Origin of the sequence: Hyphobacterium marinum (assembly GCF_036330325.1) — a bacterium.
GTDB classification, from domain to species: Bacteria; Pseudomonadota; Alphaproteobacteria; order Caulobacterales; family Maricaulaceae; genus Hyphobacterium; species Hyphobacterium marinum.
Map to the genome: position 1 here is coordinate 47,936 of NZ_JAZDRO010000005.1, position 22,315 is coordinate 70,250.

24 protein-coding genes are annotated in these 22,315 nt (G+C 65.5%); 3 read left to right on the forward strand and 21 right to left on the reverse strand.

What is annotated here, in order from left to right; translation table 11 throughout:
• Positions 1-6 precede the first annotated feature (6 nt).
• From V0U35_RS11590 to V0U35_RS11630, 9 genes are all read right to left on the reverse strand, one after another.
• Positions 7-903 carry a DnaJ C-terminal domain-containing protein gene (locus V0U35_RS11590; protein WP_330196882.1) on the reverse strand — a complete coding sequence of 299 codons (897 nt, stop codon included), beginning with the start codon at positions 901-903 and terminating at the stop codon, positions 7-9.
• Between the two features lie 77 nt (positions 904-980).
• On the reverse strand, positions 981-4,871 hold the full coding sequence (locus tag V0U35_RS11595; RefSeq protein ID WP_330196883.1) for a baseplate multidomain protein megatron: 3,891 nt from the start codon (positions 4,869-4,871) through the stop codon (positions 981-983).
• 1 nt (position 4,872) lies between these two features.
• Complete coding sequence (locus V0U35_RS11600; protein WP_330196884.1) at positions 4,873-5,316, reverse strand: NlpC/P60 family protein; 444 nt, start codon at positions 5,314-5,316, stop codon at positions 4,873-4,875.
• Positions 5,313-6,209: a phage/gene transfer agent baseplate hub protein gene (locus V0U35_RS11605; RefSeq protein WP_330196885.1), complete on the reverse strand. Its 897-nt coding sequence runs from the start codon at positions 6,207-6,209 to the stop codon at positions 5,313-5,315. The genes V0U35_RS11600 and V0U35_RS11605 overlap by 4 nt, the downstream gene beginning before the upstream one ends.
• 5 nt (positions 6,210-6,214) lie before the next feature.
• Positions 6,215-6,850, reverse strand: a complete 636-nt coding sequence (locus V0U35_RS11610) for a phage distal tail protein, Rcc01695 family (protein ID WP_330196886.1) — start codon at positions 6,848-6,850, stop codon at positions 6,215-6,217.
• On the reverse strand, positions 6,847-7,380 hold the full coding sequence (locus V0U35_RS11615) for a phage tail tape measure C-terminal domain-containing protein (protein ID WP_330196887.1): 534 nt from the start codon (positions 7,378-7,380) through the stop codon (positions 6,847-6,849). Before V0U35_RS11615 ends, V0U35_RS11610 begins: the two co-directional genes overlap by 4 nt.
• A 130-nt stretch (positions 7,381-7,510) precedes the next feature.
• Entirely contained in the window at positions 7,511-7,684 is a 174-nt protein-coding gene (locus tag V0U35_RS11620; protein WP_330196888.1) for a phage tail assembly chaperone, read from the reverse strand.
• Positions 7,681-7,971, reverse strand: coding sequence for a GTA-gp10 family protein (locus V0U35_RS11625; protein WP_330196889.1), 291 nt, complete (start codon positions 7,969-7,971; stop codon positions 7,681-7,683). The genes V0U35_RS11620 and V0U35_RS11625 overlap by 4 nt, the downstream gene beginning before the upstream one ends.
• The gene (locus tag V0U35_RS11630) at positions 7,968-8,384 is read right to left on the reverse strand and encodes a phage major tail protein, TP901-1 family (protein WP_330196890.1); all 417 of its coding nucleotides are present in this window, start codon (positions 8,382-8,384) and stop codon (positions 7,968-7,970) included. Before V0U35_RS11630 ends, V0U35_RS11625 begins: the two co-directional genes overlap by 4 nt.
• A gap of 54 nt (positions 8,385-8,438) precedes the next feature.
• Here V0U35_RS11630 and V0U35_RS11635 point away from each other — a divergent pair, with 54 nt between their 5' ends.
• On the forward strand, positions 8,439-8,858 hold the full coding sequence (locus tag V0U35_RS11635) for a hypothetical protein (protein ID WP_330196891.1): 420 nt from the start codon (positions 8,439-8,441) through the stop codon (positions 8,856-8,858).
• A gap of 12 nt (positions 8,859-8,870) precedes the next feature.
• Here the strand turns inward: V0U35_RS11635 and V0U35_RS11640 are convergent, their stop codons facing one another.
• From V0U35_RS11640 to V0U35_RS11680, 9 genes are all read right to left on the reverse strand, one after another.
• Positions 8,871-9,287, reverse strand: a complete 417-nt coding sequence (locus tag V0U35_RS11640) for a DUF3168 domain-containing protein (RefSeq protein ID WP_330196892.1) — start codon at positions 9,285-9,287, stop codon at positions 8,871-8,873.
• Positions 9,284-9,868, reverse strand: a complete 585-nt coding sequence (locus tag V0U35_RS11645; RefSeq protein WP_330196893.1) for a head-tail connector protein — start codon at positions 9,866-9,868, stop codon at positions 9,284-9,286. Before V0U35_RS11645 ends, V0U35_RS11640 begins: the two co-directional genes overlap by 4 nt.
• Before the next feature lie 97 nt (positions 9,869-9,965).
• A complete protein-coding gene (locus tag V0U35_RS11650) occupies positions 9,966-11,189 on the reverse strand; it encodes a phage major capsid protein (protein WP_330196894.1) in 1,224 nt (407 codons plus the stop codon).
• A 30-nt stretch (positions 11,190-11,219) separates the two neighbouring features.
• The gene (locus V0U35_RS11655; protein WP_330196895.1) at positions 11,220-11,681 is read right to left on the reverse strand and encodes an HK97 family phage prohead protease; all 462 of its coding nucleotides are present in this window, start codon (positions 11,679-11,681) and stop codon (positions 11,220-11,222) included.
• 23 nt (positions 11,682-11,704) lie between these two features.
• Positions 11,705-11,953 (reverse strand): hypothetical protein, encoded by a 249-nt coding sequence (locus V0U35_RS11660; protein ID WP_330196896.1) that lies wholly within the window; start codon positions 11,951-11,953, stop codon positions 11,705-11,707.
• Positions 11,950-13,113, reverse strand: coding sequence for a phage portal protein (locus V0U35_RS11665; protein ID WP_330196897.1), 1,164 nt, complete (start codon positions 13,111-13,113; stop codon positions 11,950-11,952). Before V0U35_RS11665 ends, V0U35_RS11660 begins: the two co-directional genes overlap by 4 nt.
• A 12-nt stretch (positions 13,114-13,125) precedes the next feature.
• Positions 13,126-14,373 (reverse strand): DNA-packaging protein, encoded by a 1,248-nt coding sequence (locus V0U35_RS11670; protein ID WP_330196898.1) that lies wholly within the window; start codon positions 14,371-14,373, stop codon positions 13,126-13,128.
• Positions 14,285-14,812, reverse strand: a complete 528-nt coding sequence (locus V0U35_RS11675) for a hypothetical protein (protein ID WP_330196899.1) — start codon at positions 14,810-14,812, stop codon at positions 14,285-14,287. Before V0U35_RS11675 ends, V0U35_RS11670 begins: the two co-directional genes overlap by 89 nt.
• A 117-nt stretch (positions 14,813-14,929) precedes the next feature.
• On the reverse strand, positions 14,930-15,373 hold the full coding sequence (locus V0U35_RS11680) for a YcgN family cysteine cluster protein (protein WP_330196900.1): 444 nt from the start codon (positions 15,371-15,373) through the stop codon (positions 14,930-14,932).
• 67 nt (positions 15,374-15,440) lie between these two features.
• On the opposite strand from V0U35_RS11680, the gene V0U35_RS11685 reads away from it, so the two are divergent.
• Entirely contained in the window at positions 15,441-17,402 is a 1,962-nt protein-coding gene (locus V0U35_RS11685) for a transglycosylase domain-containing protein (protein ID WP_330196901.1), read from the forward strand.
• Here the strand turns inward: V0U35_RS11685 and V0U35_RS11690 are convergent.
• Positions 17,345-18,232, reverse strand: a complete 888-nt coding sequence (locus tag V0U35_RS11690; RefSeq protein WP_330196902.1) for an ion transporter — start codon at positions 18,230-18,232, stop codon at positions 17,345-17,347. The genes V0U35_RS11685 and V0U35_RS11690 overlap by 58 nt on opposite strands.
• A 147-nt stretch (positions 18,233-18,379) precedes the next feature.
• Here V0U35_RS11690 and V0U35_RS11695 point away from each other — a divergent pair, with 147 nt between their 5' ends.
• Complete coding sequence (locus V0U35_RS11695) at positions 18,380-19,459, forward strand: DUF2336 domain-containing protein (protein ID WP_330196903.1); 1,080 nt, start codon at positions 18,380-18,382, stop codon at positions 19,457-19,459.
• Here the strand turns inward: V0U35_RS11695 and V0U35_RS11700 are convergent.
• Both V0U35_RS11700 and V0U35_RS11705 read right to left on the reverse strand, forming a co-directional pair.
• Positions 19,456-20,679 carry a mechanosensitive ion channel family protein gene (locus V0U35_RS11700; protein ID WP_330196904.1) on the reverse strand — a complete coding sequence of 408 codons (1,224 nt, stop codon included), beginning with the start codon at positions 20,677-20,679 and terminating at the stop codon, positions 19,456-19,458. The two genes, V0U35_RS11695 and V0U35_RS11700, sit on opposite strands and share 4 nt — an antisense overlap.
• On the reverse strand, positions 20,676-22,280 hold the full coding sequence (locus tag V0U35_RS11705; RefSeq protein WP_330196905.1) for a peptide chain release factor 3: 1,605 nt from the start codon (positions 22,278-22,280) through the stop codon (positions 20,676-20,678). Before V0U35_RS11705 ends, V0U35_RS11700 begins: the two co-directional genes overlap by 4 nt.
• Positions 22,281-22,315 lie beyond the last annotated feature (35 nt).

Below are 22,315 nucleotides of genomic sequence, written 5' to 3' on the forward strand. Positions count from 1 at the left end.
AAGGTGTTACTCTTCCATTCCGTTTCGCGGATCGTAGCCCCTGGGCGGCGTCCAGTCTCGTACAAAGGCCTGAAGGCCTTGATCATCCTTGGGAATATCCACAATCAGACGGATGATCTGGTCGCCCCTCTTGCCACCTGAAGCGACGATGCCCTTGCCGCGCAGGCGCAGCAGCGAGCCGGACGTCGACCCGGCGGGAATCTTGATATCGACCGGCCCGTCAATGGTCGGTGCCCTGACCTTCGAGCCTTCGACCGCTTCTTTCAGGGACACGGGCAATTCCAGGCGAATATCGGCACCATCCCTGGTGAAGTAGGCATGCGGCTTGACCTGGAGCTCGATTAACACATCGCCCGCCGGCCCGTTCGCGCTGCCTGATTCACCCATCCGCGCCAGCTTCAGGACCTGCCCTTCACTGGCTCCGGGCGGGGCCTTGACCTCCACCGATTTTCCCGAGGCGAGCTTGATCCGCTTGGTTACGCCCTTGGCCGCTTCTACGAAGGTCAGAGGCATCCGGTACCGCACGTCCCGGCCCTTGCGCGGTGGAGCCTCGCGGCGGCTGAAATCGGTGAACAGGTCGGAAAAGATGTCGCCGAGATCGTCAAACCCGCCCTGTGGCCGACCCCTCGGCCCGCCCCGGCGCGCGCCATGGGCAGCATGGGCCGCAAAGGGCGCACGCTCATTGCCGTCAGCGTCGATCTCACCGCGATCGAACCGGGCCTTTTTTTCGGGATCGGACAGCAGCTTGAACGCCTGGCTGACCTGTTTGAAGCGTTCTTCGGCCGCCGCGTCCCCGGGACGGGCGTCCGGGTGCAGCGACTTGGCCAGCGCACGATAGGCACGCCGGATCTCGTCCGCACTCGCGGAGCGCGATATGCCCAAAGTCGTATATGGGTCGGCCATCTGTCACCTTGCCCGCCGGACCCCACCGGTCCGCCGGACTGATGTAGGCGTCTTTGGCCCGGTACGCCAACCCGCTTCTACAAGGTGAAGTTCACGAAAGCTGCCGCGCCGGGACCAAACCGATCGGACGCCTGTGCGACGCTGAAGACCGGCGCGCCACCTCCCCCGGCATAGAGCGTGGCGGCGTCACTGCCGGAGAGAACGAATTCCGGAGCTGTCACCTCGCCCTCATCGAGAAGGGTGCCTCCGTCGAAAAGGCCCACGCGATAGGCCTCCCGGGCTTCGCCAAGCGGCGTGACCGGTGCGGACCAGTCCTCTCCGCCAATACGACTGCGCCGGATCCAGCGGAAGCGGTATCCCTCGGCAACGCGATCCCATTTGAGATGGACCGGCGACAATGGCGCAAGATCACGGCCCTGATAGGTGAACGCCGCCGACGTCTGGAAGGGCGATTGCAAGGACAGGCGCGGATCACCAGCCCTTAGTGTCAGGTCTTCACCGCGTTCATGAGCAGGAACGGAAAGCGTATCGGGCAGCGTGTCCAGAACGATCAGTCGCGCCTCTGCCCCGATGAGCATCGGGGCGGCCAGGTCGTTGTGAAGCAGGCCGGTCAGGCTGTACGCCCCGTCCCCGATCAATTCGGCTGTCAGGAAATGCAGCACCAGCCAGCCATCGTCGTGTTCGACGGCAATCCGGTTGGCGCCGTTCAGGACCGCCTGCCTGTCACTGGAACTGAGACCGTCGCTATTTAACCGGACATGCAAGCTGCCGGCGGCCTGCCAACGCCCGGCACATCCTGGTACCAGGCTGTTCAGGCATGTCCCGAATGGCGTCCGACGCGTCACATCAAGCCGGTGTTCGAGCGCCGCCGCGTCCGGGCCGGCATGGATGGCGAGGCTTCCGGGCCAAGGCGACACCGACGCAGCGAGCAGGACACCATCGCGATCGCTGCTCTCTTCAGCCAGCAAGGCAATATCGAGCACAGCCAGGGCCGGTCTGGACCGACCGGAGATCGCCCCGGAAACACCTGCCTGACTACCCCGGTGGGCACCTGTACGCGGGTGATGGCGGCGCGCCAGAACGCGCCGGGTTTCACCGCCACTGGCCGACTCAATCCGGAAAACCGCCCCGTTCTGGCTGTCCAGGTGGAACCGGTCCCCGGGCTCCAGTGCCATCAATGAGGGCGGCAATTCGAAGGACAGCTGCTCGCCTGCAGCAATCGCGTCATTCAACACACCCTGCGCCCAGTCACTCGCCTGTTCTTCATCGGCCAGTAAAGGCCAGGCGTGATCGGCGATCTCGCCGCCAGCCTGTGCTCCGCTATGCGCAAGAAGGCTCTGGGGCTCATAATCCAGCCAGTCCCCAATGAAGCGCAGCCGGACATTCGACGGCAGGAATCCGGCGGGCATGCGTTGGCGCGTCAGCGCGTCCCCGTGGTCGGGAAGTACCAGCATGGCTTCCGGCAAGGTGACTTCTCCGCCGGCATTGCTGCCAAGAAGCGCCACGCCATCCGCGTGTTCCCGCACGGCAAAGCCATAAGCCAGAGCCAATGGCTCCAGCGCTGACCGGCCCGTTACTGGCCCCGAAAGGACAAATCCGGACACCAGCCCGTCCAGTGTGGACGCGTCCAGTTCGAGATCACATCGCGCGCCGATGTCTGCGACCACGCCGGAAAGCGGGGCCAGGCCCGCGCGTCCGGTCAGCCAGTGCCCCAACCACCAGTTCCCGCCATCAGACCAGATCTCTTCGCGAGCAGGAAAATCGGGAAAGGGCCGGGCATCCCACGTCCAGACGTGGATAAGATCGGGGTCCAGCATTGGACCGCCATAAACCGATGACACCGGATTATGCCCGGCCTCCGGGTCCCAATAGCGGTGAAATGCCTCCAGATACCGCCGCTGGATCAGATCGTCCCGGCGGCCATCGGAAGAGTGGGGCAGTGTACTTTCCGAGCTCTTCGGATCGACGAAGACATGGGGCTGGTTCGCGCCCTTGTCGACCGCCGGGCAACCGACCTCGGTGATCCAGATCGGTTTCGATTGCGGCACCCAGCCTGTCGCCGACCCGCTTTCGATGCCTCCCGGGCGGTCATGGTGCAGCTGACCCCACCAGTTCGACAGGTCCTTGTACCGAAACACCCAGGGTTTTCCGGCCCCACCATCGGTGATCGGCGTTCGGAGCTGTGTGTCGCGATCTGCTTCGCTGGCATAGTACCAGTCATACCCCTCCCCGCCTTCGACATTCGATTCCAGATAGACGGGATCGTGTATGGACGGCCAAAGCTGGGCATCGAGGTGCGCACTACCCTCGCGCCAATCGCTGGCCGGGGCATACCAGTCAATGGCGACCGCATCGATGGCCGGGTGGCTCCATAGCGGATCAAGGTGGAACCAGACATCGCCGCTGCCATCAGCGGGGTGATAGCCGAAATATTCCGACCAGTCGGCCGCATAGGAGAGCCGGACATCGGCCCCCAGAAGGCTACGGACTTCGGCGGCCAAGTCACACAACTCCGCGACCGAAGGGAAACCCGACACACCTCTTACCTGCGTCAGGCCCCGCATTTCCGACCCGATCAGGAAGCCGTCCGCACCACCGGCCCTGGCCAGGGCCGCATGGTGCAGGATGAAACGCCGGAACGACCATTCGGCAGGCCCGCCATAGCTGATCGCCGTCCCCGAGACGCTGAAATCAGCGGCTGCAGCGGCACCGAAAAAGGCCGTGACCTGGTCATCAGCGGCGCTCGTCTGGTCGGCGCTACCCGCCACGCCCGGTGCCGGATGGCACGTGATCCGTCCCCGCCAGGGAAACGCCGCCTGCTCCGCGCCGCCCCACGGATCGGGAAGCCCGTTACCGCCCGGTACATCCATCAGGATGAAGGGATAGAGGGATACCGACAGGCCGCGGGCGCGGATGTCCTGCATCGCGGCGATCAGCGTCCCATCACTCGGCGTGCCGCCATAAACGGGCCGCCCGTCGGCCTGCGTCACCAGCCATGCCGTTGTCCGGTCTTCGCCCGCCACGGCCCATACGAGGGGGTGGGTAACCTTGTCGCGTGTCTCGACGCCGGGGCGAATCTGGCAGTGACCACAGCGCAAATCATTTCCGAACCAGGCCGACACCAGCAAAATCGAACGGCATTCGGGAAGCTGGGCCTGAAGATCATCCAGCGCCGCGGTCAGGTCCGGCAGGCCACGGGAATTGTTGACATTTTCTGCCATGTCCCGGCCGGGACCGATCTCGCGGACAACGGCTTCGGTCGCATAGCTGAATTCGCCCGAAGCCGGGATCAGGTCGACGCCCTTGATCAGGCGCTCCAGCCCCGGCTCGCCATCCTCGGCCTGCGCCGGGCGGAACACTTCAAAGGACAGGTTTGGAATCCGGCCGCCGAAATCGTCGAGCGGCAGGTCCTCGAACACGGCATAGGCCAGGCCTCGAAAAGCGGGCGCGTAGCCGCTGCCTTCGACCGCCTCGATCAGCGCGTCGGGCAACTGGTCTTTACCGCCCCGGTAAAGCCGGTAATTGACGCCCGAAACCTCCAGCGGGGTGCCATTGGCCCATATGCGGCCGATACCGGTGATCTCGCCTTCGCACAGCCCCACCGCGAAGCTGACCGAATAGCGGTAGTCGACCCGCGTTGGTCCGCCGCCCTTCCCGCCCATGCTCGTCTTGTCGGCATGCTCGGTCAGCCGCGCCGCCCAGATCACCTGCCCGGCAATTCGCGCGCGCCCGAAGACCAGAGGAATGGGCGCGCCCTCGGTCGAGGTCTGGACGTGCAACTCGGGCAAGCGCGGACCGTGTGTCCGGTTTCCACCAAGGAGCGCGCGGTCGAGCCCGCCGCCGAGCAACGTGCCGGCGAAGCCTCCCATCGCTGCACCGCTAACCGATGCGCCGAGCAGGTTGAGCCCGCCCGGTAGCAGGGCGTTGCCCGCCGCTGCGCCACCGATACCAAGGACCAGTTGAGCCATATCAGTTCACATATGAAGGAAATTGGAAAGTGGCGACCAGGCGGCCTATCCACCAGGGTGTCAGGGAGGTCTCGCAAACCGCCCGCCCCCAATAGGCATGGGTAAGCCGGCCCGGCGCGGTCAGGATGCCGCAATGCTTCGTTGGGCCGTTTGCAAAGGGCCGGAAGAGCATCACATCGCCCGGCTCACGGGCCGCCAAATCGATCTCGACTAACCAGCGCCGCGCGGCTTCAAGCAGGGTTTCCGCGCCCGACCGCTCTGCCCAGTCGGGCGTATAGGCCGGCGGGGATTCCGGCTCGGCCCCGACGCAATTACGCCAGACGCCGCGCACCAGCCCCAGGCAATCACAGCCTGCCCCCTTCAGACTGGCCTGATGGCGGTAGGGCGTACCGATCCAACTGCGGGCCTCTGCGACAATCGCGGCTCGGTCCGGTGACGGGCTCACTCCGTGATCCCCCGCGAGGATCCGTCGCGCGGGTGTTGCGTGGACGGCGCGGCGATTAGCGCATCATTGCCCGGCATGAAGGGGCAGCCCCGGAAATTGACCGTGTTGCCAAAGACGTCCCGGCAGGTGGAAAGCCGCTTGTCGCAACCGGCGATCAAGGTGGCCGTGTCGCCGACCTCGACCGGTAAGGCTGGCGGTTGGCTCAGTTCGATGACCGTTGCCGCACCGGCGGCCCGATGAACCCGGACACGGGCGCTGCCTCCGGCATTCCCTCCGGACGCCCAGACCAGCCCGCCATCGGCGAAGAGCGGTGGCGCATGTCCGTCCAGCCCCGACATCTCGAAGGCGCTGGCGTGGATGATCCGCGTCACCGTTGCACCCGCCCGAAAGGCCGGATCATCCAGATCGACGCCGCAGCGCGCATCGCCAAGTTCCGCGTCGCAGCTGCGCGAATAGACCCGGCCCATCGTCCGGTCGAGCTTGCGCGCCGGACCTGCGAGATCGGCTTCGAACGCAGTCTTGCCGCGCCGGACCTCGCCCAGCTCTCCGGTCCAGACCCGCACGAAAAGCGAGGGGTCAGACCAGTCCACCCAGAACAGCTCGACGGCCGCGCCATCCCACAGGCCCTTGTCGAGGTCCGCTTCGGTCAGGCTGGCTGCATCGAATATCCCGGCGATCGAGGCCTGCCCGGCGGCAAAGTCAGCGGCCTGGTCCAGATCGCCAGGCACGAAACCGGTTGCCGCCCGGTATGTCACGCCATCGACGATCAGGTCAGCGTCATGCTCGGTGAAGCCAAAGACGGTTCCGTCGGCGCGCGTCACACGCCAGCACCAGCACAGCGTCGTCGTCCCGGCATTGAGCCGGGCCTGCATTTCTTCGGGAAGGGTCAGCATGGCGGCTAGAGCCTCAGCTCAACGACCGGCACATCTGGCGCATCGCCGGCACCAAACGCGTCGAGCGAGATCGCCAGTTGTGGCACGTCGAACCGGACCGGCACATCGAATTCATAGCCGGCGGTCAGGACCACGCCCTCATCCGGAGCACTCGTAAACGTGATAATCCCGGTCGCGGAATCGGCGGTGAAATCGTCCCCGGCAACCAGCTCGCTCCCGTCCGCGGTGACGCGAATAGTGTCTACGACAGGTTTGACGATAGGACGGTCATAGGCTTCGCCTCCGCTCGCATAGCGTTTCACCAACTGGAATTCGGTCGTCTCCCCGTCGCCGGTGCCGAGCGTCTGGTCGAGCGCATCAGGTGCAGCGGCAAGCGTACAGGACTTGCAGTCCGCCGGGTCGCGGAACCGGAAGCCATACAGCTGACCGCGCCGCGCCTCGAAGAAGGCGATCAGGGTTTCCAGATCGGCGAGCGTCTTCACGCCCGGCCCGGCATTCCAGCGCCGGCGCGAATGCGCCCAGGGGGTGTTGCGCTCCTCGCACCCTGACCCCAGCGTCACGATGTCGGTGCGCCGTTCCGGTCCGCCCGCCGCGCCGCGCGCCAGCGGGAAAGGGAAACGGACCTCGTGAAAACCGGTCATAGGTGACGCGCTCCCTTCGCGACGGCTCGGGCAAGGGCTGTCGCTATCTGGGTTTCAGAGCGCCGCAGCCGCGCCGGGTCAGCCCCGCCAGCCAGTGTGATGTTGACGGTGATCGGCGCAGCCGCGCCAACCTGCCCGGCACTCGCTGGCGTAAACATTTCCGGACCGCGTTCGCCGACGAGATAGGCCCCGCCCGGCACGACAGGCCCGCCATCGGCGCGCGCGCCGAAGAAGGGCAGGCCGGACGCCAGCGAACCGATCAGGTCTTCGATCGGCCCGGTCACGAAGCGGTCGACGGCCAGGCGCGACAGGTCGCGGACTATGGCATCGGCCATCGCCGAGAAGCTCAGCTCCCCCGTTCGTGCCGCGCGCGACAAGGCGCTCTCAATGGACGATCCCGCCCGTTCGAACGCGCGGCTCAAACTCTCGCTTGCCTCCCGCCCCGGCCCGTCGGCCAGCGCGCGCAGCGCCTCGCCCGCACGTTCGGCGTTCGCCGCGATGCGTTCAGTCTCGTCATCATCGAGTGTCATGGGTTTCTCTTTCTTGCGGGTATTTCCCACCCCACCCTTGCCCTCCCCTTGAAGGGGAGGGATTTGCGCCAAGACTCCCTCCCCCTCGGGGGAGGGTTGGGGTGGGGGGATCACCAATGAAGATGAAGAATTAGTCTGGAAACCGCGCCCGCAACGCTTCAAGCGCGGTGCGGTCCAGAACGGCCGCACCGCCTATCGCCGTCAGCGCGCGCCATTCTTTCAGCGACAGCCGCCAGAACGCCGCTGGCATCAGGCCGAGCCGCAGCGCCAGGCACAGCCAGTCGTCAAAGGGAATGGCCGTCACAACGCCCGCTCGAAGGCGTCCGCCACGGCGCGCGCGGCCTCGGCGAAGTCGAGCTGCGCCGCTACCAGCGTCCGGGCCGCATCCGCCTCCCCGCCACCGCGCAGCAGCGCCGCCAGCACGGCGGCAAGATCGCCCGCCGAAAGGGTCTTGAGACGGTCGGCGAGCGCGGCGAAGCCGCTCGCGCCCAGCGCCGTCTCGATTTCGGCGAGCGCCCCCAGCGTCAGGCAGAGCGTGCGCTCCATCCCGTCGATGACGAGGCTCACCTCGCCGCGATGCGCGTTGGTCATGCCGCGGCGAAGCTCAGCGCGCCGGCGGACGCGAGGCTCATCGCATAGGCCGCCTCGCCGTCATGGCGGCCGGAATATTCCAGCGCCGCGATCAGGAAGGGACCTTCGATGGTACCGAAGTCGGGAATGACCAGCCGCCAGGTGTCGGCGCTCTGCGCGAAGAAAGCCTGGCGCACCGTCTCGTCGGCCGCCGCATCGACGAAAATGCCCGAGCCCGATACGGCACAGGATTTCACGCCCGCTCCGGCAATCAGTTCGCGCCAGGCGCCGGGACTGTCGGCATGGGTCGCATCGACCGTGCGGGCGTTGAGGCTGATCGTCTTGGCACGCAGCCCGGCGACCGAGGCGAAGCTTTCCGGCTCGCCGCCATCGCCGATTTTCAAGAGGATGTCTTTTCCGCTTTGGGCGGTCATGGGTTAGCCTTTCGGTTCGGATGGTTCTGAAGCAACGGGAGGTCTTCGGCCGCGGTGGACAAGTTTCGGGAATTTCTCGGTGCCATCGCGATCTACGCGGCGATGTTCATCGGCGTCATGGCCGCGAATTGGGCGGCGCGTTTCGAATTGCAAAACGGTCTGGACAGCCAGATGCTCTGGCTCATCCCTCTGGCAATTGCTGTTTTCGGCTGGGGTCTCGCCGCTGCCATGTGGAAGGCGATGATCGAGCTGGGCCTGCCCCGAGCCGTCATCCGCTGGCCGCGCTGGGCGATTATTCCCGTGCCCGTCCTCATCCTTTTCACAATCGCAATCTACGGCGTTGTCGTATTCCTGCCGGCCATATCGCGCCGGGAAATGCTGTGGGCGCTCGCCGTGATCCCATTGATTCCGGCCGGACAAATGGCGTACCGGCGCTTGCGCCGCGAATTCGACGAGGACTTCGAGGCCGAGTGAAAGGCGGCCCGTTCAGCTCTGCCTCGCGATCAGCGCCTTGAAGCGCAGCACGCCGTGGGCGATGCGCGCATCGGCGGTGCGAAAGGCGTCGGCATAGACCGCGCGGCAGGAAACGAGACTCCACCCGCCCTCGAGCGCGAAGACCTGTTCGTGCGCGGCCTCGCGCATCGCCGCGACGATGGCCTTGGCCTCGTGCCGCCCGCCATGACGGGTCCAGACATGCAGGGTCAGCCGGTGCTCGATCATCATCGCACCGTCCGCGCCGCGATCCTCACTCACCGCCCGGCCAAGCGTTGCAAACGGATAGGCCGCGCCCGCCGGGGCCTCGTCATAGAGCCGCGCCGGATCGCCGATCAGGGCCTGCACGTCCGCATCACCGGCCAGGCGCGCGGTCAGCGCGTCCTGAAAGGCGGCTTCCGGCCCGCTCACAGCCGCACCCGGCGGTAAGGGGCGATCAGGCTGACGACGCTCAGGGGCAGCGGTCTTGAAAGAGCGCCATCCCGGTCGGGATAGCCTTCGCCGACAAGGCGCAGCACCGCCTCTTTCAGCGCCGCCGGAACGTCCTCGGGGCCGTCGCCATATCCGGCGGTGAAATCGATCCTTATGCCCGCGATGCGCCGGCCCGGACGCGGAAACCCTGACCGCCCACGCACCGCAATCCGTCCCGGGTCGGAGTCGGTATCCACAATATAATCGTCCGCGCTCCACACCGTTTCGCTGTCATCGGCGGCGATCAGCGTGATGCCCGTCACCGCCTGCAGGGGCGGCGATGGCAGTTTCAGCGTGCCGGGCGGCGAGAACCGGCCCTCCACCGCCCAGTCGTCGAGCGTTTCGCGGCAGGTCCGAGTGATCAGCGCGCGGCCCGTTTCGGCCTCGACACGTTCGCGTGCCGCCACGATCAGATCGGTGATAAGCTGGTCTTCATCGGCGTGGGTTACACGCAGGAAGGCCTTCGCCTGGTCGAGCGAAACCGGCTCGACGCCCGGCGGCGCGAGAATCTGGAGTGTCATGGAAATCGGCTTTCAGATCATGGAAAACCCGGACGCGGCCCAGTCCGGAGACTGACCCGCGCCCGGAATCCGGCTGTCGTCGTCAGGGAGGGGGGACCTACGACTCGCCGAATTTCATCAGCTTGATGGCGTCGAAATTCTGCACCCCGCCGCCAACGCGCTTGGTGGTGTAGAAAAGGACGTAGGGCTTGGCCGAATAGGGATCGCGCAGTACCTGCACGCCCTGGCGGTCGACGATGAGATAGCCCTTCCCGAAATCGCCAAAGGCAATCGCGAAACTGTCCGACCCGATATCGGGCATGTCCTCGGCCTCGGTCACCGGATAGCCCAGGAGCGTCGCCTGCCCGCCCTCGGTCAGCGAGGGCCGCCAGATATAATCGCCATTGGAATCCTTGAACTTGCGCACCGTCGAGACCGTGCGCCGGTTCATCACGAAGCGCGCATTGGCGCGGTAACCGGGTTTGGGCGCATAGATGAGGTCGATCAGGTCGTCCGCCGGATCGCTGGCAGCGAAATCACCATCGACTCCCGTCGCGACATAGCCGATCTCGCCCCACACCGCCGAGGCATCCGCCGTCTTGGTATAGGCGAGGAAGCCCTTCGGCTTGTTGGTGCCATTGCCGTTGACGAAGGCCGCGCTCTCCTGCGCCGCGAAAACGTCGCGCACCTCTTCGGCGAGCCACAGGTCGATATCGACCAGCGCATCGTCCAGCAGGGCCGTCGTCGCTGCCGGCATGGCGTAGAGTTCAGCCGTCGGGAAATCGAGCAGGTCGAGGCCCGGGCTGTCGGTCTCGGGCCGTTCGGCGGATTCCGCCACCCAGCCGGAGGCCGCACCACCGAGGCTGACCGGCTTCTTGAACACGTTCGCCGTGGTCTGGCGCACACCGGCAATCGCGCGGATCGGCGAGGCCTCGGTCAGCAGACGGTCGATGGCCGCCTGCGTCTCCGCCGGCGCGACATAGCCGCCATCGCCGGGCGTTCCAACAGACAGTGACTTGCATTCTGCAAGTTTGTGAGTCTGACCGGTTCGCATGAACCCGTCCCAAGCCGCTTTTGCTTCGCTGATACCGGCCTGCCCGGCCTCCAGCCCCGGCCGTCCGGCATCGAGCGAGAGCCGGTCGAGCCGCGACTGCGCGGTGTTCAGCGCTGCGTCTATCCGCGCCAGTTTCTCCTCCAGCAGCGGATCGGCCGCACGTTTCGCCTCGATTTCGCCGAGACGCCTGTCATTGGCGTCCTTGAACGCCTCGAAGGCGCACAACACTTCGCTCAGCGCCGCGCGGGTTTCCGCCGACGGCACCGCCATCTTGGTTTCTTTCGTCATGGATGTCCTTTCAGGTTCGACGAATTCCCGTCACGCCGCGATCAGCGCCGCCGGTTTCACCAGCCGCAGGCGGGCCTGCGGCAGCATCGGGAAGGTCACGATCGACACCTCCCAAAGATCAATTTCGAGAAGCTCGCGCCCGCCGCCCGTGCGTGGGGCAAACCGCCGCGTGCGGAAGCCAATGGAGAGACCATCGACAGCCTCCTGCGCGACCAGTCCTGCCGTCGCCCGGCCGCGCGGCCCGGCAGTCAGGATACGCCCACTGACGAAGAGGCCGCGCGCGTCCTCGCGCAGTTCGTCCCACACGCCGACCGGTTCGCCCGCCTCGTGCTGGAACAGCATGCGCACACCGCGCGCGCCGCTGCGTTTCAGGCTGGCGGTAAAGGCCCCTTTCCGCACCACGTCGCCATTGAGGTCGGCGAGGTCAAAAAGGCTCGCATAGCCTTCAATGCGTACCGGGGCGCTCTCCGGCGCGGGCGAGTCGGGCTCCATCGCATTTCTCCATGTCTGTTAGGTCAGTCCCGGTCGAGCCGGCGTTCGATCCGCGCGAGGCTTTCGCGCGCCTGTTCCATCTGTTCTTCAAGACGGGCGAGGCGTTCGCTGGTCGCGGCCACCGGAGCCATCTCGCGTTCCAGCCGGTCGAGCCGCTCGCCCGCTGCGCCCGCCCAGATGAGCGCGCCGCCGGTCTGCAGCGCCAGCGCCACCACGACGCCCAGCGTCACAGAACGCTCCACCCGCCACTGCCGCAGAGCCGTCTCGGTCATGCCGCGCCATCCGACAGGCCCAGCAGGGCGCGCTTTTCCGCATCGCTCAGGAAGTCGGCCATCGTGATCCTCGCCCAGCGCGAGGCTCGTTCCTCGGCGAGCGCGGGCAGGCCATCCTCGTCGCAGACAATATCGAGATCATCCCCGAACCAGGGCCGTAGCCATCCGGTCATCGCCGCGGCAGACTTGCGCGCCAGCGGCAACACGGTCTGGCGCCAGAAGGCGAGATTGGCCTCCTTGTAGTTCGCATACGTATTATCGCCGGGGAGGCCCAGCAGAAGCGGCGGCACACCATAGGCGAGCGCGATCTCGCGCGCCGCCTCGCGCCTTGCGGCGATGAAGTCCATGTCCGCCGGGGTCAGCGCCATCGGCTTCCAGTCGAGCCCGCCTTCCAAGAGCAGCGGTCGCCCGGCATTCGACGGCCCGGTGTGCAGCTCGGATAGTTCCTCTTTCAGGCGTTCATACTGGTCGTCGGTCAGGCGGCCCTCGCCCTCCTTGGCCGTCACCACCAGCGCGCCCGATGGCCGCGCCGCATTGTCGAGCAAGGCTTTGGCCCAGGCCCCGCCCGCATTGTGAACATCGACCGCCATCGCCGCGGCCTCCAGTGGTGAGAAGCCGTAATGATCGTCGCCGGGATGGAAGAGCCGCATATGCAGGATCGGGCTGCGCCCGTTCGCCTTGTCGCGCACGAAGCGGACCGAGCGCCCGCCGGTCGAGTATTCCCAGCCATCGGGCCAGCCCCGCGTGCCGGGCAGAACCTTCATCCGGTCGGGCCGCAGCGCGTAGAGCTCGCGCGGCACGCCGTCGATGGCCGCGAGTTCCGCATAGGCATTTCCGGCGACCTGCAGGAAGCCGAAATGGGTTTCCAGGAATTCCGCGCCGGACTGGTCCGGATTGGGCTCGGCGAGCAGGCGCGCTGCCGGGTCATTGTCGCGTTCCACGCCAGCGCGGCGCACGGTCAGCGGCACCGATGCCCCGGCCTCTGCGATCAGGCGGACGCAGCGATGGGCTATCGGGTTTTTCGAAAACCCCTCCCGCGCCAGCGCGCCATAATCGCGCGGCGTCCACGCCGCCCGGCCCCCGAAGGTGAGCGCGATCAGCGGCTTGGCCGCACTGGTCTTGGTCTCGCGCCCCAGCGCGAGTTTCATCCCGTCGAACATTCGTGTCTCCGTTTACAGCCGCCGAAGGCGCGGTTCGCGCCCGGTATTGAGCAACAGCACCGAGACCGCCCAGACCAAGGCATCGACCCGATCAGGACTGGACTTCGGCGCGTCAGGCGCGCCAAACGCGCACATCTGGTCTTCCAGCTCCCGGAACCGCCCAGTGTGCTTCACCCGGCCCGCCGCATAGAGCGCGGCGACCGGCTCGGCCCTCACATGCTTGCCCCGGCTGGCACGCACCGCGCTCACCGGTAATCCGGCCCCGGTCGCGGCCAGCACCGACATCACCATGTCGCCACCCTGGTTGACCTCGGCGACCACGCGGTCGGCCTCGAACTCCTCGTAAGACTGCGCCACGACCCGCGCCCAGGCTTCCGGGCTCGCCGGTCCGAAAGACTTGTCGGCGAGAATAGTCGCCACCCGTCCCGGCCCGCTGCCGCGTGCCCCGGCGACGACAATGCCGCACTCGTCCGACCCGGCATGCGCCGAGGCGGGCGGATCGACTGCGACGACGATGCGGTCGAAGTCTCCCCGCTCTCCCGTGATCGCCGCCTCGATATCATCGCGCGTCCACAGCGCGCCGGGCGGATCCTCGATCAATTCGCCGTCCAGCTCCTGCCGGCCCAGCCGCGAGCCGCCATAACTTGCCTCCATCGCCGCCAGGAACCCCGGCGCGAGATTGTTAGCGTTCTGCGCCGTGCCGCCCCGCGTCACCGCGACGCCGGGCTGCGTTATCAGGCGTTTCAGCGCCGGGATCGGGCGCGGCGTTGTTGTCACCGCCAGCCGTGGATTGTCACCCAACCTCAGGCCCAACCGCAGATTATCGAGCGTCGCCTGAGGTGCCGCCCAGGCGGCAAACTCATCGGCCCAGGCACAATCAAATTGCGGGCCGCGCAGCGAGTCGGCGTCCTCAGCCGAAAACACATAACCGATCGCACCATTCGGCCAGACCAGCCGGCGGCGCGAGACCTCAAACACCGGGCGCTCACCCCAAGGGCTCACCTGTTTCAGGCCCGAGGGTCCGTCGACCATCACCTCGCGGGCATCGCCCAAAGTCGGCGCGACCAGCGCCACTCTGCGGCAGCCCGCCCGGACCTGCGCCGAGACCCACTCGGCTCCGGCGCGGGTCTTGCCCGCACCCCGCCCGCCCAGGAAGAGCCAGATCGACCAGTCAGTCTCCGGCGGGTGCTGTTCGGTCCGGCCCCAGAACGTCCAGTCCGCCAGCATCGCCATCAGCTCGCGCTGGCCCATTTTCGCCATGACCGCACGCCGCTGCTCTGCCGGCATCGAGTGCAGCAAAGCGGCGTTCGAGTTCGGCGCAGAGGTCTTCGACGCTGGGCATGTCGTCATCCGTTGGTTCGGCCTTCGTGTCCTTGGGTGTCATCCATCCCTCCAGATCCTTGCTGGCTTTCAGAACCGCGCTGAACGCCCGCGCCCGGCGCGCGACATCGGCCGGGGCCTCGTCGCGGAACGCCGCCTGGATGCGGGCGAGGTCTGCTTCCATCGCCGCGCGCTGGCGCGCTAGCCGCACGGCGGGGGTGTCCTTGGCCATCTGACCGAGCTTCCTGTAGGTCCAGCTTTCCGACAGCCCGGCACGGTCGGCGATCTCGCCCACCGGAACACCCGCCAGTCTCAATTGCTCGAGAACGGCCCACTCACCCGGGGAGAGTTGCCGCTTCCTGACGCGTTTTCCGACCATGCCGGTTTATAGCCTGAAACCGGATCAGCCGGATTATTCGCCTGTGAAATAAGTTAGACGTTTGAAGCGGCGATGCTTTTCTGGGAGGGCCGCGGGGATAGCGGCCTGCCTATCCCCTCATTCGCCCGGCCAGGACCGGATCCGGGTGTCCAGATCATCCTCGTCCACCGCCAGTTCGCTGACGACAAACCCCTTGACCGCCATGCCGGCTTTCGCCGTGGAATTCGGATCGCCTGTCACCAGCGGATGCCAGTCCGGCAAATCCTTGCCTTCGGCGAGCAGGCGGTAGGCACAGGTCTGCGGCATGAAGTTCAGCTGCGCGACATTGTCCGGAGTCAGTGGCACACAATCGGGCACCCGGACCGCGCGGTTTGCATAATCCCGGCACCGTCCGGTCGAACAGTTCAGAAGCCGGCACGCCACATCGGTGAACTCCAGCCGTCGGTCATCGTCTTCCAGCTGGATGAGGCAGCATTTCGCGCAGCCATCGCACAGCGATTCCCATTCGCCTTGCGTCATGTCTGACAGGGCTTTCAGCTTCCAGAAGGGTTGTTGGGACATGACTGCCTGAATTATGCCGCTATGTCCGGGCGTCTTGCCCGGATGCTGGATTGGTCCCGACCCTAACATGCCGTTTCGCGCCGACATATTGAGAGATGATCACCGGCGGCGTGAGCGCCGCGCGTGGATCATCACGGCTGTTGCCGCGACCATCATCCTGCTCGCTGGCCTTATCGCCGGCGCATTCTGGCGTTGGGCCTTCCATGACCTGCCGTCCCTGCCCGAGGACCCCGAGACTTTCTGGAGTATCAGGCGGGAGGCCTCCGCGACACTCCTTGATCGCAATGGCGATGTGCTCGATGTGCGCGGGCCGCTCTATGCCAGCTCGATCACGCTCGATGATCTGCCGCCGCACGTCATCAACGCCTTCATCGCCATCGAGGACCGGCGCTTCTACGAACATGATGGCGTGGACTACCGCTCAGCCGGCCGCGCGGTGCTCGCAAATTTGCGCGCCGGAGCGACGGTCCAGGGCGGCTCGACCTTGACCATGCAGCTGGTGAAAAACCTTATCCTGTCACCGGAGCGCTCATTGCGCCGGAAGATCCAGGAAATGCGCCTCGCCCTGGCGCTGGAGCGTCAGCTCTCCAAGACGCAAATCCTCGAACTTTACCTCAACCGGGTCTATCTCGGGGCCGGGGCCTATGGCGTTGAAGCCGCGTCACGGCGCTATTTCGGCCGCTCCGCTTCGCAGCTGACGCTTTCCGAAGCCGCCCTCCTCGCCGCCCTGCCCAAGGCCCCCTCACGGCTCGACCCGACCACCAATATCGAGGCCGCCCGCGAACGCGCCGCGCAGGTCCTCCAGGCGATGACCGAGGCCGAGTTCATTACCGCCGAAGAGCGCGATGCCGCCCTCGCCGCCCCGGCCCAGCTTCAGCCCGCCGCCGAACAGACGCTGCGCGACGGCGCGCTCTACGGCTACATTTTCGACGAAGCACTGGCCCAGGCCGAAGCCCTCATTGCCTCCCGCCCCGCCGATCTTGTTATCCGTACAACCATTGACCCCGAACTTCAGGGCATGGCGCATAGCGCCCTCAATGCCCGGCTCGACGAGGAAGGCGAGCGCGAGAATGCCGGGCAGGCGGCGCTTGTCGCACTGGCCAATGATGGCTCCATTCGCGCACTGGTCGGCGGACGGAATTATGCCGACAGCCAGTTCAATCGCGCGGTTCATGCCTATCGCCAGCCCGGTTCCGCCTTCAAGCCGATTGTCTATGCCGCCGCCTTCGAGGCCGGGCTTTCGCCCTTCACCGCCTTCTATGACGAGCCCATTGATCTCGAAGGCTGGAGCCCGCGCAATTTCGGCGGCAATTATCGCGGCCGCGTTACGCTGCAAGAGGCGCTGCGCCGGTCCATCAACACGGTCGCCGCCCAGGTCGGGGTTGAAATCGGCCCCGAAGCCGTTGTCGACATGGCTCACCGTCTCGGGATCGAGACCGAACTGCCGCCGCTTCCCGCCCTGTCGCTCGGTGCGGTCGAGGTCAATCTTCTTGAACTAACCGGGGCGTATTCGACCATCGCCAGCGACGGTATCCGCCGCCGCCCCTTCCTCATCCTCGCGGTGACCGACAGCCGGGGGCGCGTCCTCTATGAACGCCCTGAGACTGAAGGTTCGGGCGAGCGCGCCATCGAAGCAAATATCGCCCAGACCGTCTCGACCCTGATGCAGGACGTGGTGATCTCCGGGACGGGTCAGAATGCCCGGCTCGCCGACCGCCCGGTCGCTGGCAAGACCGGCACCAGCCAGGATTCCCGCGACGCCTGGTTTGTTGGTTTCTCTGCGGACTACACGGCCGGCGTCTGGGTCGGCAATGACGATGACACCCCGACACGCGACGTCACCGGCGGCGGCCTGCCGGCCCGCATCTGGCGCGATTTCATGACGCTGGCTCACGCCGAGCTTCCGGCCCGGCTCCTGTCAGCCCCGGCCCCGCGCGAACGCACCGAGCGTGAGGAACGCCTCGCGGCCTACTACTCGTCCCTGTCCTCGGCTTTCGCCGCGGAATTGGGCGAGGCCGCCGAACCCTGAGTCACCGCCTCACGCAGAGCCTTGATCTCGGCCCGGATCGCCGTCAGCTCGCGGTGCATCTCGTCGCGGTCTGCCTGGGCGTCGGCCTCGGATTTTTCCGCGCGCTCCTCTTCCTCGTCGAAATGCTTCGACTGCAGGGAGTCGACAATCACCGCGATGAACATGTTCAGCACCGCGAAACTCGTCAGCACGATGAAGATGACGAAGAAGACCCAGGCAAAGGCCTGCGCCTCCATCACAGGCCGCGCGACATCCATCGCCCAGCCTTCCAGCGTCATCACCTGGAACAGGGTGAACGCTGACCCGCCCAACGTCCCGAACAGGTCCGGATTGGTCGGCCCGAAGAGTTTCGTGGCCATCACCGCGGCGACGTAGAACATCAGCGACAGGACGGCGAGGATCGCGCCCATACCCGGGATCGCGCGCATCAGCGCTTCGACCACCTTGCGCATGTCCGGCATCACCGAGAACAGGCGGAACACCCGCATGATGCGCAGCGCCCGCAACACGGTGAACGGGCCAGCGTCGGGGAAGAGCGAGATGCCGACAACAATCAGGTCGAACCAGTTCCAGCCCGATTTGAAGAATTCGCCCCTGTAGGCGATCATTTTCAACAGCAATTCGGCGACGAAGATCGCGACGATGATCCGGTCCACCACGGGCAGGACATCGGTGAACCAGACGGCCTCAAACGGATAGGCTTCCAGCCCCAGCGTCACGGCGTTGAACAGGATCAGGCCGGTAATGGAGTTGAGGAAAAGCGGCGTTTCAAGGAACGCGATCAACTTTTGCCGCCAGGCCGCGATTTGCGTGTCGGATTGCTCGGTCATCGTCCTCGTCCCCTGCGCGCCTCTCCTAGCCCTGCCCGGACCGGCGTGCAACTGCGCTGCGTCAGGCCGTTAACCCTTGCCGCGCACCGAATCTTTACATCTTTGTTATTGGCTGGTCCGGACGGATCGGGATGAACTGGAACACCCATGGCCATAGAATCGAGACTCCACCAGCTCGTTGACCTCGCCAAGGAGAAGTCCAGCGACCGCCGCCGCGAGCTTCTGCGCAACATTACTGACTTGTTTTTCGAGACCACGCCCTCTGCCGATTCTACCGAGCATGGCGAATTTGACGAAGTGCTCTCGCGGCTTGCCATGCAGACCGCAAAGGAAGCGCGTCAGGAACTTTCGCGCCGGTTTTCGGAAGCGCCGCTGGCCCCGCGCGGCCTGATCCTGCAGCTGGCCCGCGACGCGATCGAGGTGGCCGCCCCCATTCTGCAGAAATCGACGGTCCTGACCGAGAAGGACATGACCTCGCTCGCCGAGGACTCCAGCCAGGCGCACCTGAAGGCCCTGTCAGGCCGCGATACCGTTCCCGAGAGCGTTTCCGATGCCATCGTGCGGCGCGGTGACGATCACACCGTGGCCGCCCTTGTCCGAAATGAAGGCGCGCGCCTGTCGCGCAGCACGTTTGAAGCCGTGACCGAACGCGCAGAATCCAGCCCTGTGCTTCAGGCCCCGCTGGTCCAGCGCGAGAATACGCCGCCGGACCTGCTCCAGGACCTGATGACGGTTGTTGAATCCAATCTTCGCGACCAGATCATGGAGCGGTTCGACAAGATCGACCCGGACGTGCTCGAAGACGCGCTGGCCGCATCCCACGCCCGCCTCGAAGCCCGCATGAGGGCCGATAGCGAGCTGGAACAGGCCCGCAATTTCATCAATGCCAAGAAACTGCGCCGACAGCTTGATGGGGCCCTCCTCGCCCAGCTGCTGCGGGAAAAGAAAATGGCGCATTTCTGCGCCGGTCTGGCTGAACTCGCCGGTGTCGACATGGCCGCTGCCAAGCGTGCGGTCGAGCATCCCAGCATCGATCCGCTCTGCCTGATCTGCAAGGCAGGCGGATTTGAACGCTCGCTCTTCGTCACGCTCGCCGTGCTGCGCAATGCCGGAAAGGGCGATGCGTTACGCGACGCGCGCGAGTACGGCCGGATCTACGACGCCCTGTCCGATAGGGACGCCCAACGCGCGATCCGCTTCATGATGCTGCGCAAGAACGCAGCCTAGGCCCCGTCGTCGGATTCAAAACGCGCGTCGGGGTCTTCCGGCCGGACCTTTTCCGGGCGTTTCACGGACGGTCCGCTTGGCGGCGAGAATATCTCCACGCCATCATCGAAATAGAGGGTCTGCGACGGGAAGGCGAAGCCGGTGCCGGCCCCTTCCACGATCTCCTTGATCGCGAAGGCCAGGCGTTCCTTGATCTCCATCCACTCGGTCCAGACCGTCGTCTTGGTGAAGCAGTAGAGCTTGAAATCGATCGAGGACGGCCCGAAGGAATCCACCCGCATGAAGGTGGTCACGTCCGGCGGCGTCGCGAATTCCTCATGGGACTCGATATAGTCGAGCACGCCATCGCGGATCTGCCGCAGCTGCTCGGTCGTGGTCTTGTACTCCACCCCGATCACCCAGGAGATCCGGCGGTGGGTCATGCGGGAGAAATTGACCACCGCATTGTCTGACAATTCCGAGTTCGGAACATAGACAGGCCCCTTGTCAAAGCGCCGCACGACGGTGGAGCGGAAATTGATCCGTTCGACCGTCCCTTCAACGACGCCGTCGACCTTGATCCAGTCACCGGGGAAGAAGCGTTTCTCGGTCAGGATCAGGAAGCCCGCGATCAAATTCTTGAACAGGTCCTGCGCGCCAAGGCCGACTGCCACGCCGAACAGGCCAAGTCCGGCGACAATCGGCCCGACCGGAATGTCCCAGATTTCCAGGACCGCTGCGGCCCCGACCACGACGAAGACGATCCGGAAAAATTTCGTCGTCCAGTCGATCATCACTGGTGACAGATTGCGCTGCAGGCTGCCCAGCGACCGCGCGAAAGGCGTCACCAGATTGTGCAGGGACCAGAACAGGGCCACGGCGATCAGCGACTGGATCAGGCGTTCGCCGGGCGACGCCGTTCCGTCCAGGCCGAGGATCAGGATGGCGATATAAAAGGCCGCGATGACCGGCACCAGCTTGATGGGTTCGGACAGCGCTTCGGCGAAATCATCATCCAGTGTCGTCTTGGTCTTGCTCGTGACCTTCAGCACCAGCCCGATCAGCCAGCGTGCGAGCAGCCCGCGAACCAGCAATCCGAACAGCAGGACAAGAATGGCGACAAGGCCATATCCGACGCTGGTCCCCAGGAAACTCGTATTCCACACATCCAGAACGATGTCCCACAAACGCACCGCTTCGCCGACGGCGGCTTCGGACAGGGTCTCGGTTGGTGCACTCACTGGCCACGCTCCTTGGCCCGAAGGAATTTCAGGTCGGGCCACTTTTCTTCCGAATAGCTGACTTCCCACGCGCTCTTGGCGAGGAAGACCGGGTCACCATCAATATCTTCGGCCATCGCCGATTTGTGCCGGTCTGCAAACCGCTCAATTTCGGCGTCGGATCCTGTCACCCAGCGCGCCGTGTCATAGGGCGCGGCCTCGAACGTCACCTCGATCCCGTATTCGGTCGCGACGCGCTCCGACATAACCTCGATCTGCAGCTGGCCCACCGCCCCGACGATAAAGTCGCCACCCAGGACCGGGCGGAAGAGCTGGGTGACGCCTTCCTCGGCGAGACTTTCGAGCGCCTTCTTCAAATGCTTGGCTTTCAGCGGGTCTTTCAGCCGCGCCCGGCGCAGGATTTCCGGTGCGAAATTCGGTATGCCGGCAAAGCGGATTGCCCCGCTTTCGCTCAGCGTATCTCCGACCCGCAACGCGCCATGGTTCGGCACGCCGATGACATCGCCCGCAAAGGCTTCATCGGCGATCTCCCGGTCCTGGGCAAAGAACAGGATGGGTGAAGACACGGTGATGGCCTTGCCCTTCTCGGTCTTCAGCTTCATGCCGCGTTTGAACTTGCCCGAGGCGAGCCGCAGGAAGGCCACGCGGTCGCGGTGGTTCGGGTCCATGTTGGCCTGGACCTTGAAGACAAAGCCCGCCACCTCCGGGTCGGACGGCTGAATGGTCGCCGGTTGTCCCTTGACCACGGCCGGTTCCGGCTGCGGTCCCGGTGCGACTTCAGCCAGCGCATCCAGCAGTTCCCGAACGCCGAAATGGCGCAGCGCCGAACCGAAGTAGACCGGTGTCAGATGACCTTCGCGGAAGGACTGATCGTTATAGGCGGGGCAAACCTCGCGGGCCATCTCCGCGCCCTCGCGTAACCGCGCCAGTTCGCCGTCCGGCACGATCCGCTCTAGATCAGCCGAAGACATCGGCGTGCGCGGGGCGCGATCTGCCGGTGACCGGTCATCATCAGCGTGTCCAAAACTCAGGAACTCGTCGCGCTTCAGGTCCAGAACGCCTTTGAAGCGACGGCCGGACTCGGCGGGCCACTGCATCGGCGCGGCATCGAGCGCCAACTTGTCCTGGATATCATCAAGCAGCGCTTCCGGATCGAGCGCCTCGCGGTCCATCTTGTTGATGAAGGTCAGGATCGGGATATCGCGCAGGCGGCAGACTTCGACCAGTTTCAGCGTGCGTGGTTCCACGCCCTTGGCTGCGTCCAGTACCATGATGGCGCTGTCCGCCGCCGTCAGTGTCCGGTAGGTGTCTTCGGAAAAGTCCTCGTGGCCCGGCGTATCGAGCAGGTTGAAGAGAAGGCCCTGATGTTCATACGTCATCACCGAAGCCGAGACCGAAATCCCCCGGTCCTGCTCGATTTTCATCCAGTCCGACTGGGTACGCCGGTTCTCACCGCGCGCACGGACCTGGCCGGCAGCCCGGATCGATCCCGCAGACAACAGCAGGTTTTCTGTCAGGGTCGTCTTGCCGGCGTCCGGGTGCGAGATGATCGCATAGGTGCGGCGGCGGGCCCATTCGCCCGTCTCGGTCGGCTTCGTCATCGGCGTATCGCTCGGTATCGGGGTGTCATTCGCGG

What these genes read in the sequence shown, in the direction of transcription:
- V0U35_RS11605 (WP_330196885.1), bottom strand. Translation starts at nt 6,209, where the DNA reads ATGCTGACCCTTCCCGAAGAAATGCAGGCCCGGCTCAATGCCGGGACG.
- V0U35_RS11615 (WP_330196887.1), bottom strand. Translation starts at nt 7,380, where the DNA reads ATGACACTCGATGATGACGAGACTGAACGCATCGCGGCGAACGCCGAA.
- V0U35_RS11655 (WP_330196895.1), bottom strand. Translation starts at nt 11,681, where the DNA reads ATGGAGCCCGACTCGCCCGCGCCGGAGAGCGCCCCGGTACGCATTGAA.
- V0U35_RS11660 (WP_330196896.1), bottom strand. Translation starts at nt 11,953, where the DNA reads ATGACCGAGACGGCTCTGCGGCAGTGGCGGGTGGAGCGTTCTGTGACG.
- V0U35_RS11705 (WP_330196905.1), bottom strand. Translation starts at nt 22,280, where the DNA reads ATGACGAAGCCGACCGAGACGGGCGAATGGGCCCGCCGCCGCACCTAT.
- V0U35_RS11650 (WP_330196894.1), bottom strand. Translation starts at nt 11,189, where the DNA reads ATGACGAAAGAAACCAAGATGGCGGTGCCGTCGGCGGAAACCCGCGCG.
- V0U35_RS11610 (WP_330196886.1), bottom strand. Translation starts at nt 6,850, where the DNA reads ATGACCGGTTTTCACGAGGTCCGTTTCCCTTTCCCGCTGGCGCGCGGC.
- V0U35_RS11665 (WP_330196897.1), bottom strand. Translation starts at nt 13,113, where the DNA reads ATGTTCGACGGGATGAAACTCGCGCTGGGGCGCGAGACCAAGACCAGT.
- V0U35_RS11690 (WP_330196902.1), bottom strand. Translation starts at nt 18,232, where the DNA reads ATGACCGAGCAATCCGACACGCAAATCGCGGCCTGGCGGCAAAAGTTG.
- V0U35_RS11590 (WP_330196882.1), bottom strand. Translation starts at nt 903, where the DNA reads ATGGCCGACCCATATACGACTTTGGGCATATCGCGCTCCGCGAGTGCG.
- V0U35_RS11625 (WP_330196889.1), bottom strand. Translation starts at nt 7,971, where the DNA reads ATGACCAACGCGCATCGCGGCGAGGTGAGCCTCGTCATCGACGGGATG.
- V0U35_RS11630 (WP_330196890.1), bottom strand. Translation starts at nt 8,384, where the DNA reads ATGACCGCCCAAAGCGGAAAAGACATCCTCTTGAAAATCGGCGATGGC.
- V0U35_RS11645 (WP_330196893.1), bottom strand. Translation starts at nt 9,868, where the DNA reads ATGACACTCCAGATTCTCGCGCCGCCGGGCGTCGAGCCGGTTTCGCTC.
- V0U35_RS11680 (WP_330196900.1), bottom strand. Translation starts at nt 15,373, where the DNA reads ATGTCCCAACAACCCTTCTGGAAGCTGAAAGCCCTGTCAGACATGACG.
- V0U35_RS11675 (WP_330196899.1), bottom strand. Translation starts at nt 14,812, where the DNA reads ATGGTCGGAAAACGCGTCAGGAAGCGGCAACTCTCCCCGGGTGAGTGG.
- V0U35_RS11685 (WP_330196901.1), top strand. Translation starts at nt 15,441, where the DNA reads ATGCCGTTTCGCGCCGACATATTGAGAGATGATCACCGGCGGCGTGAG.
- V0U35_RS11670 (WP_330196898.1), bottom strand. Translation starts at nt 14,373, where the DNA reads ATGGCGAAAATGGGCCAGCGCGAGCTGATGGCGATGCTGGCGGACTGG.
- V0U35_RS11695 (WP_330196903.1), top strand. Translation starts at nt 18,380, where the DNA reads ATGGCCATAGAATCGAGACTCCACCAGCTCGTTGACCTCGCCAAGGAG.
- V0U35_RS11595 (WP_330196883.1), bottom strand. Translation starts at nt 4,871, where the DNA reads ATGGCTCAACTGGTCCTTGGTATCGGTGGCGCAGCGGCGGGCAACGCC.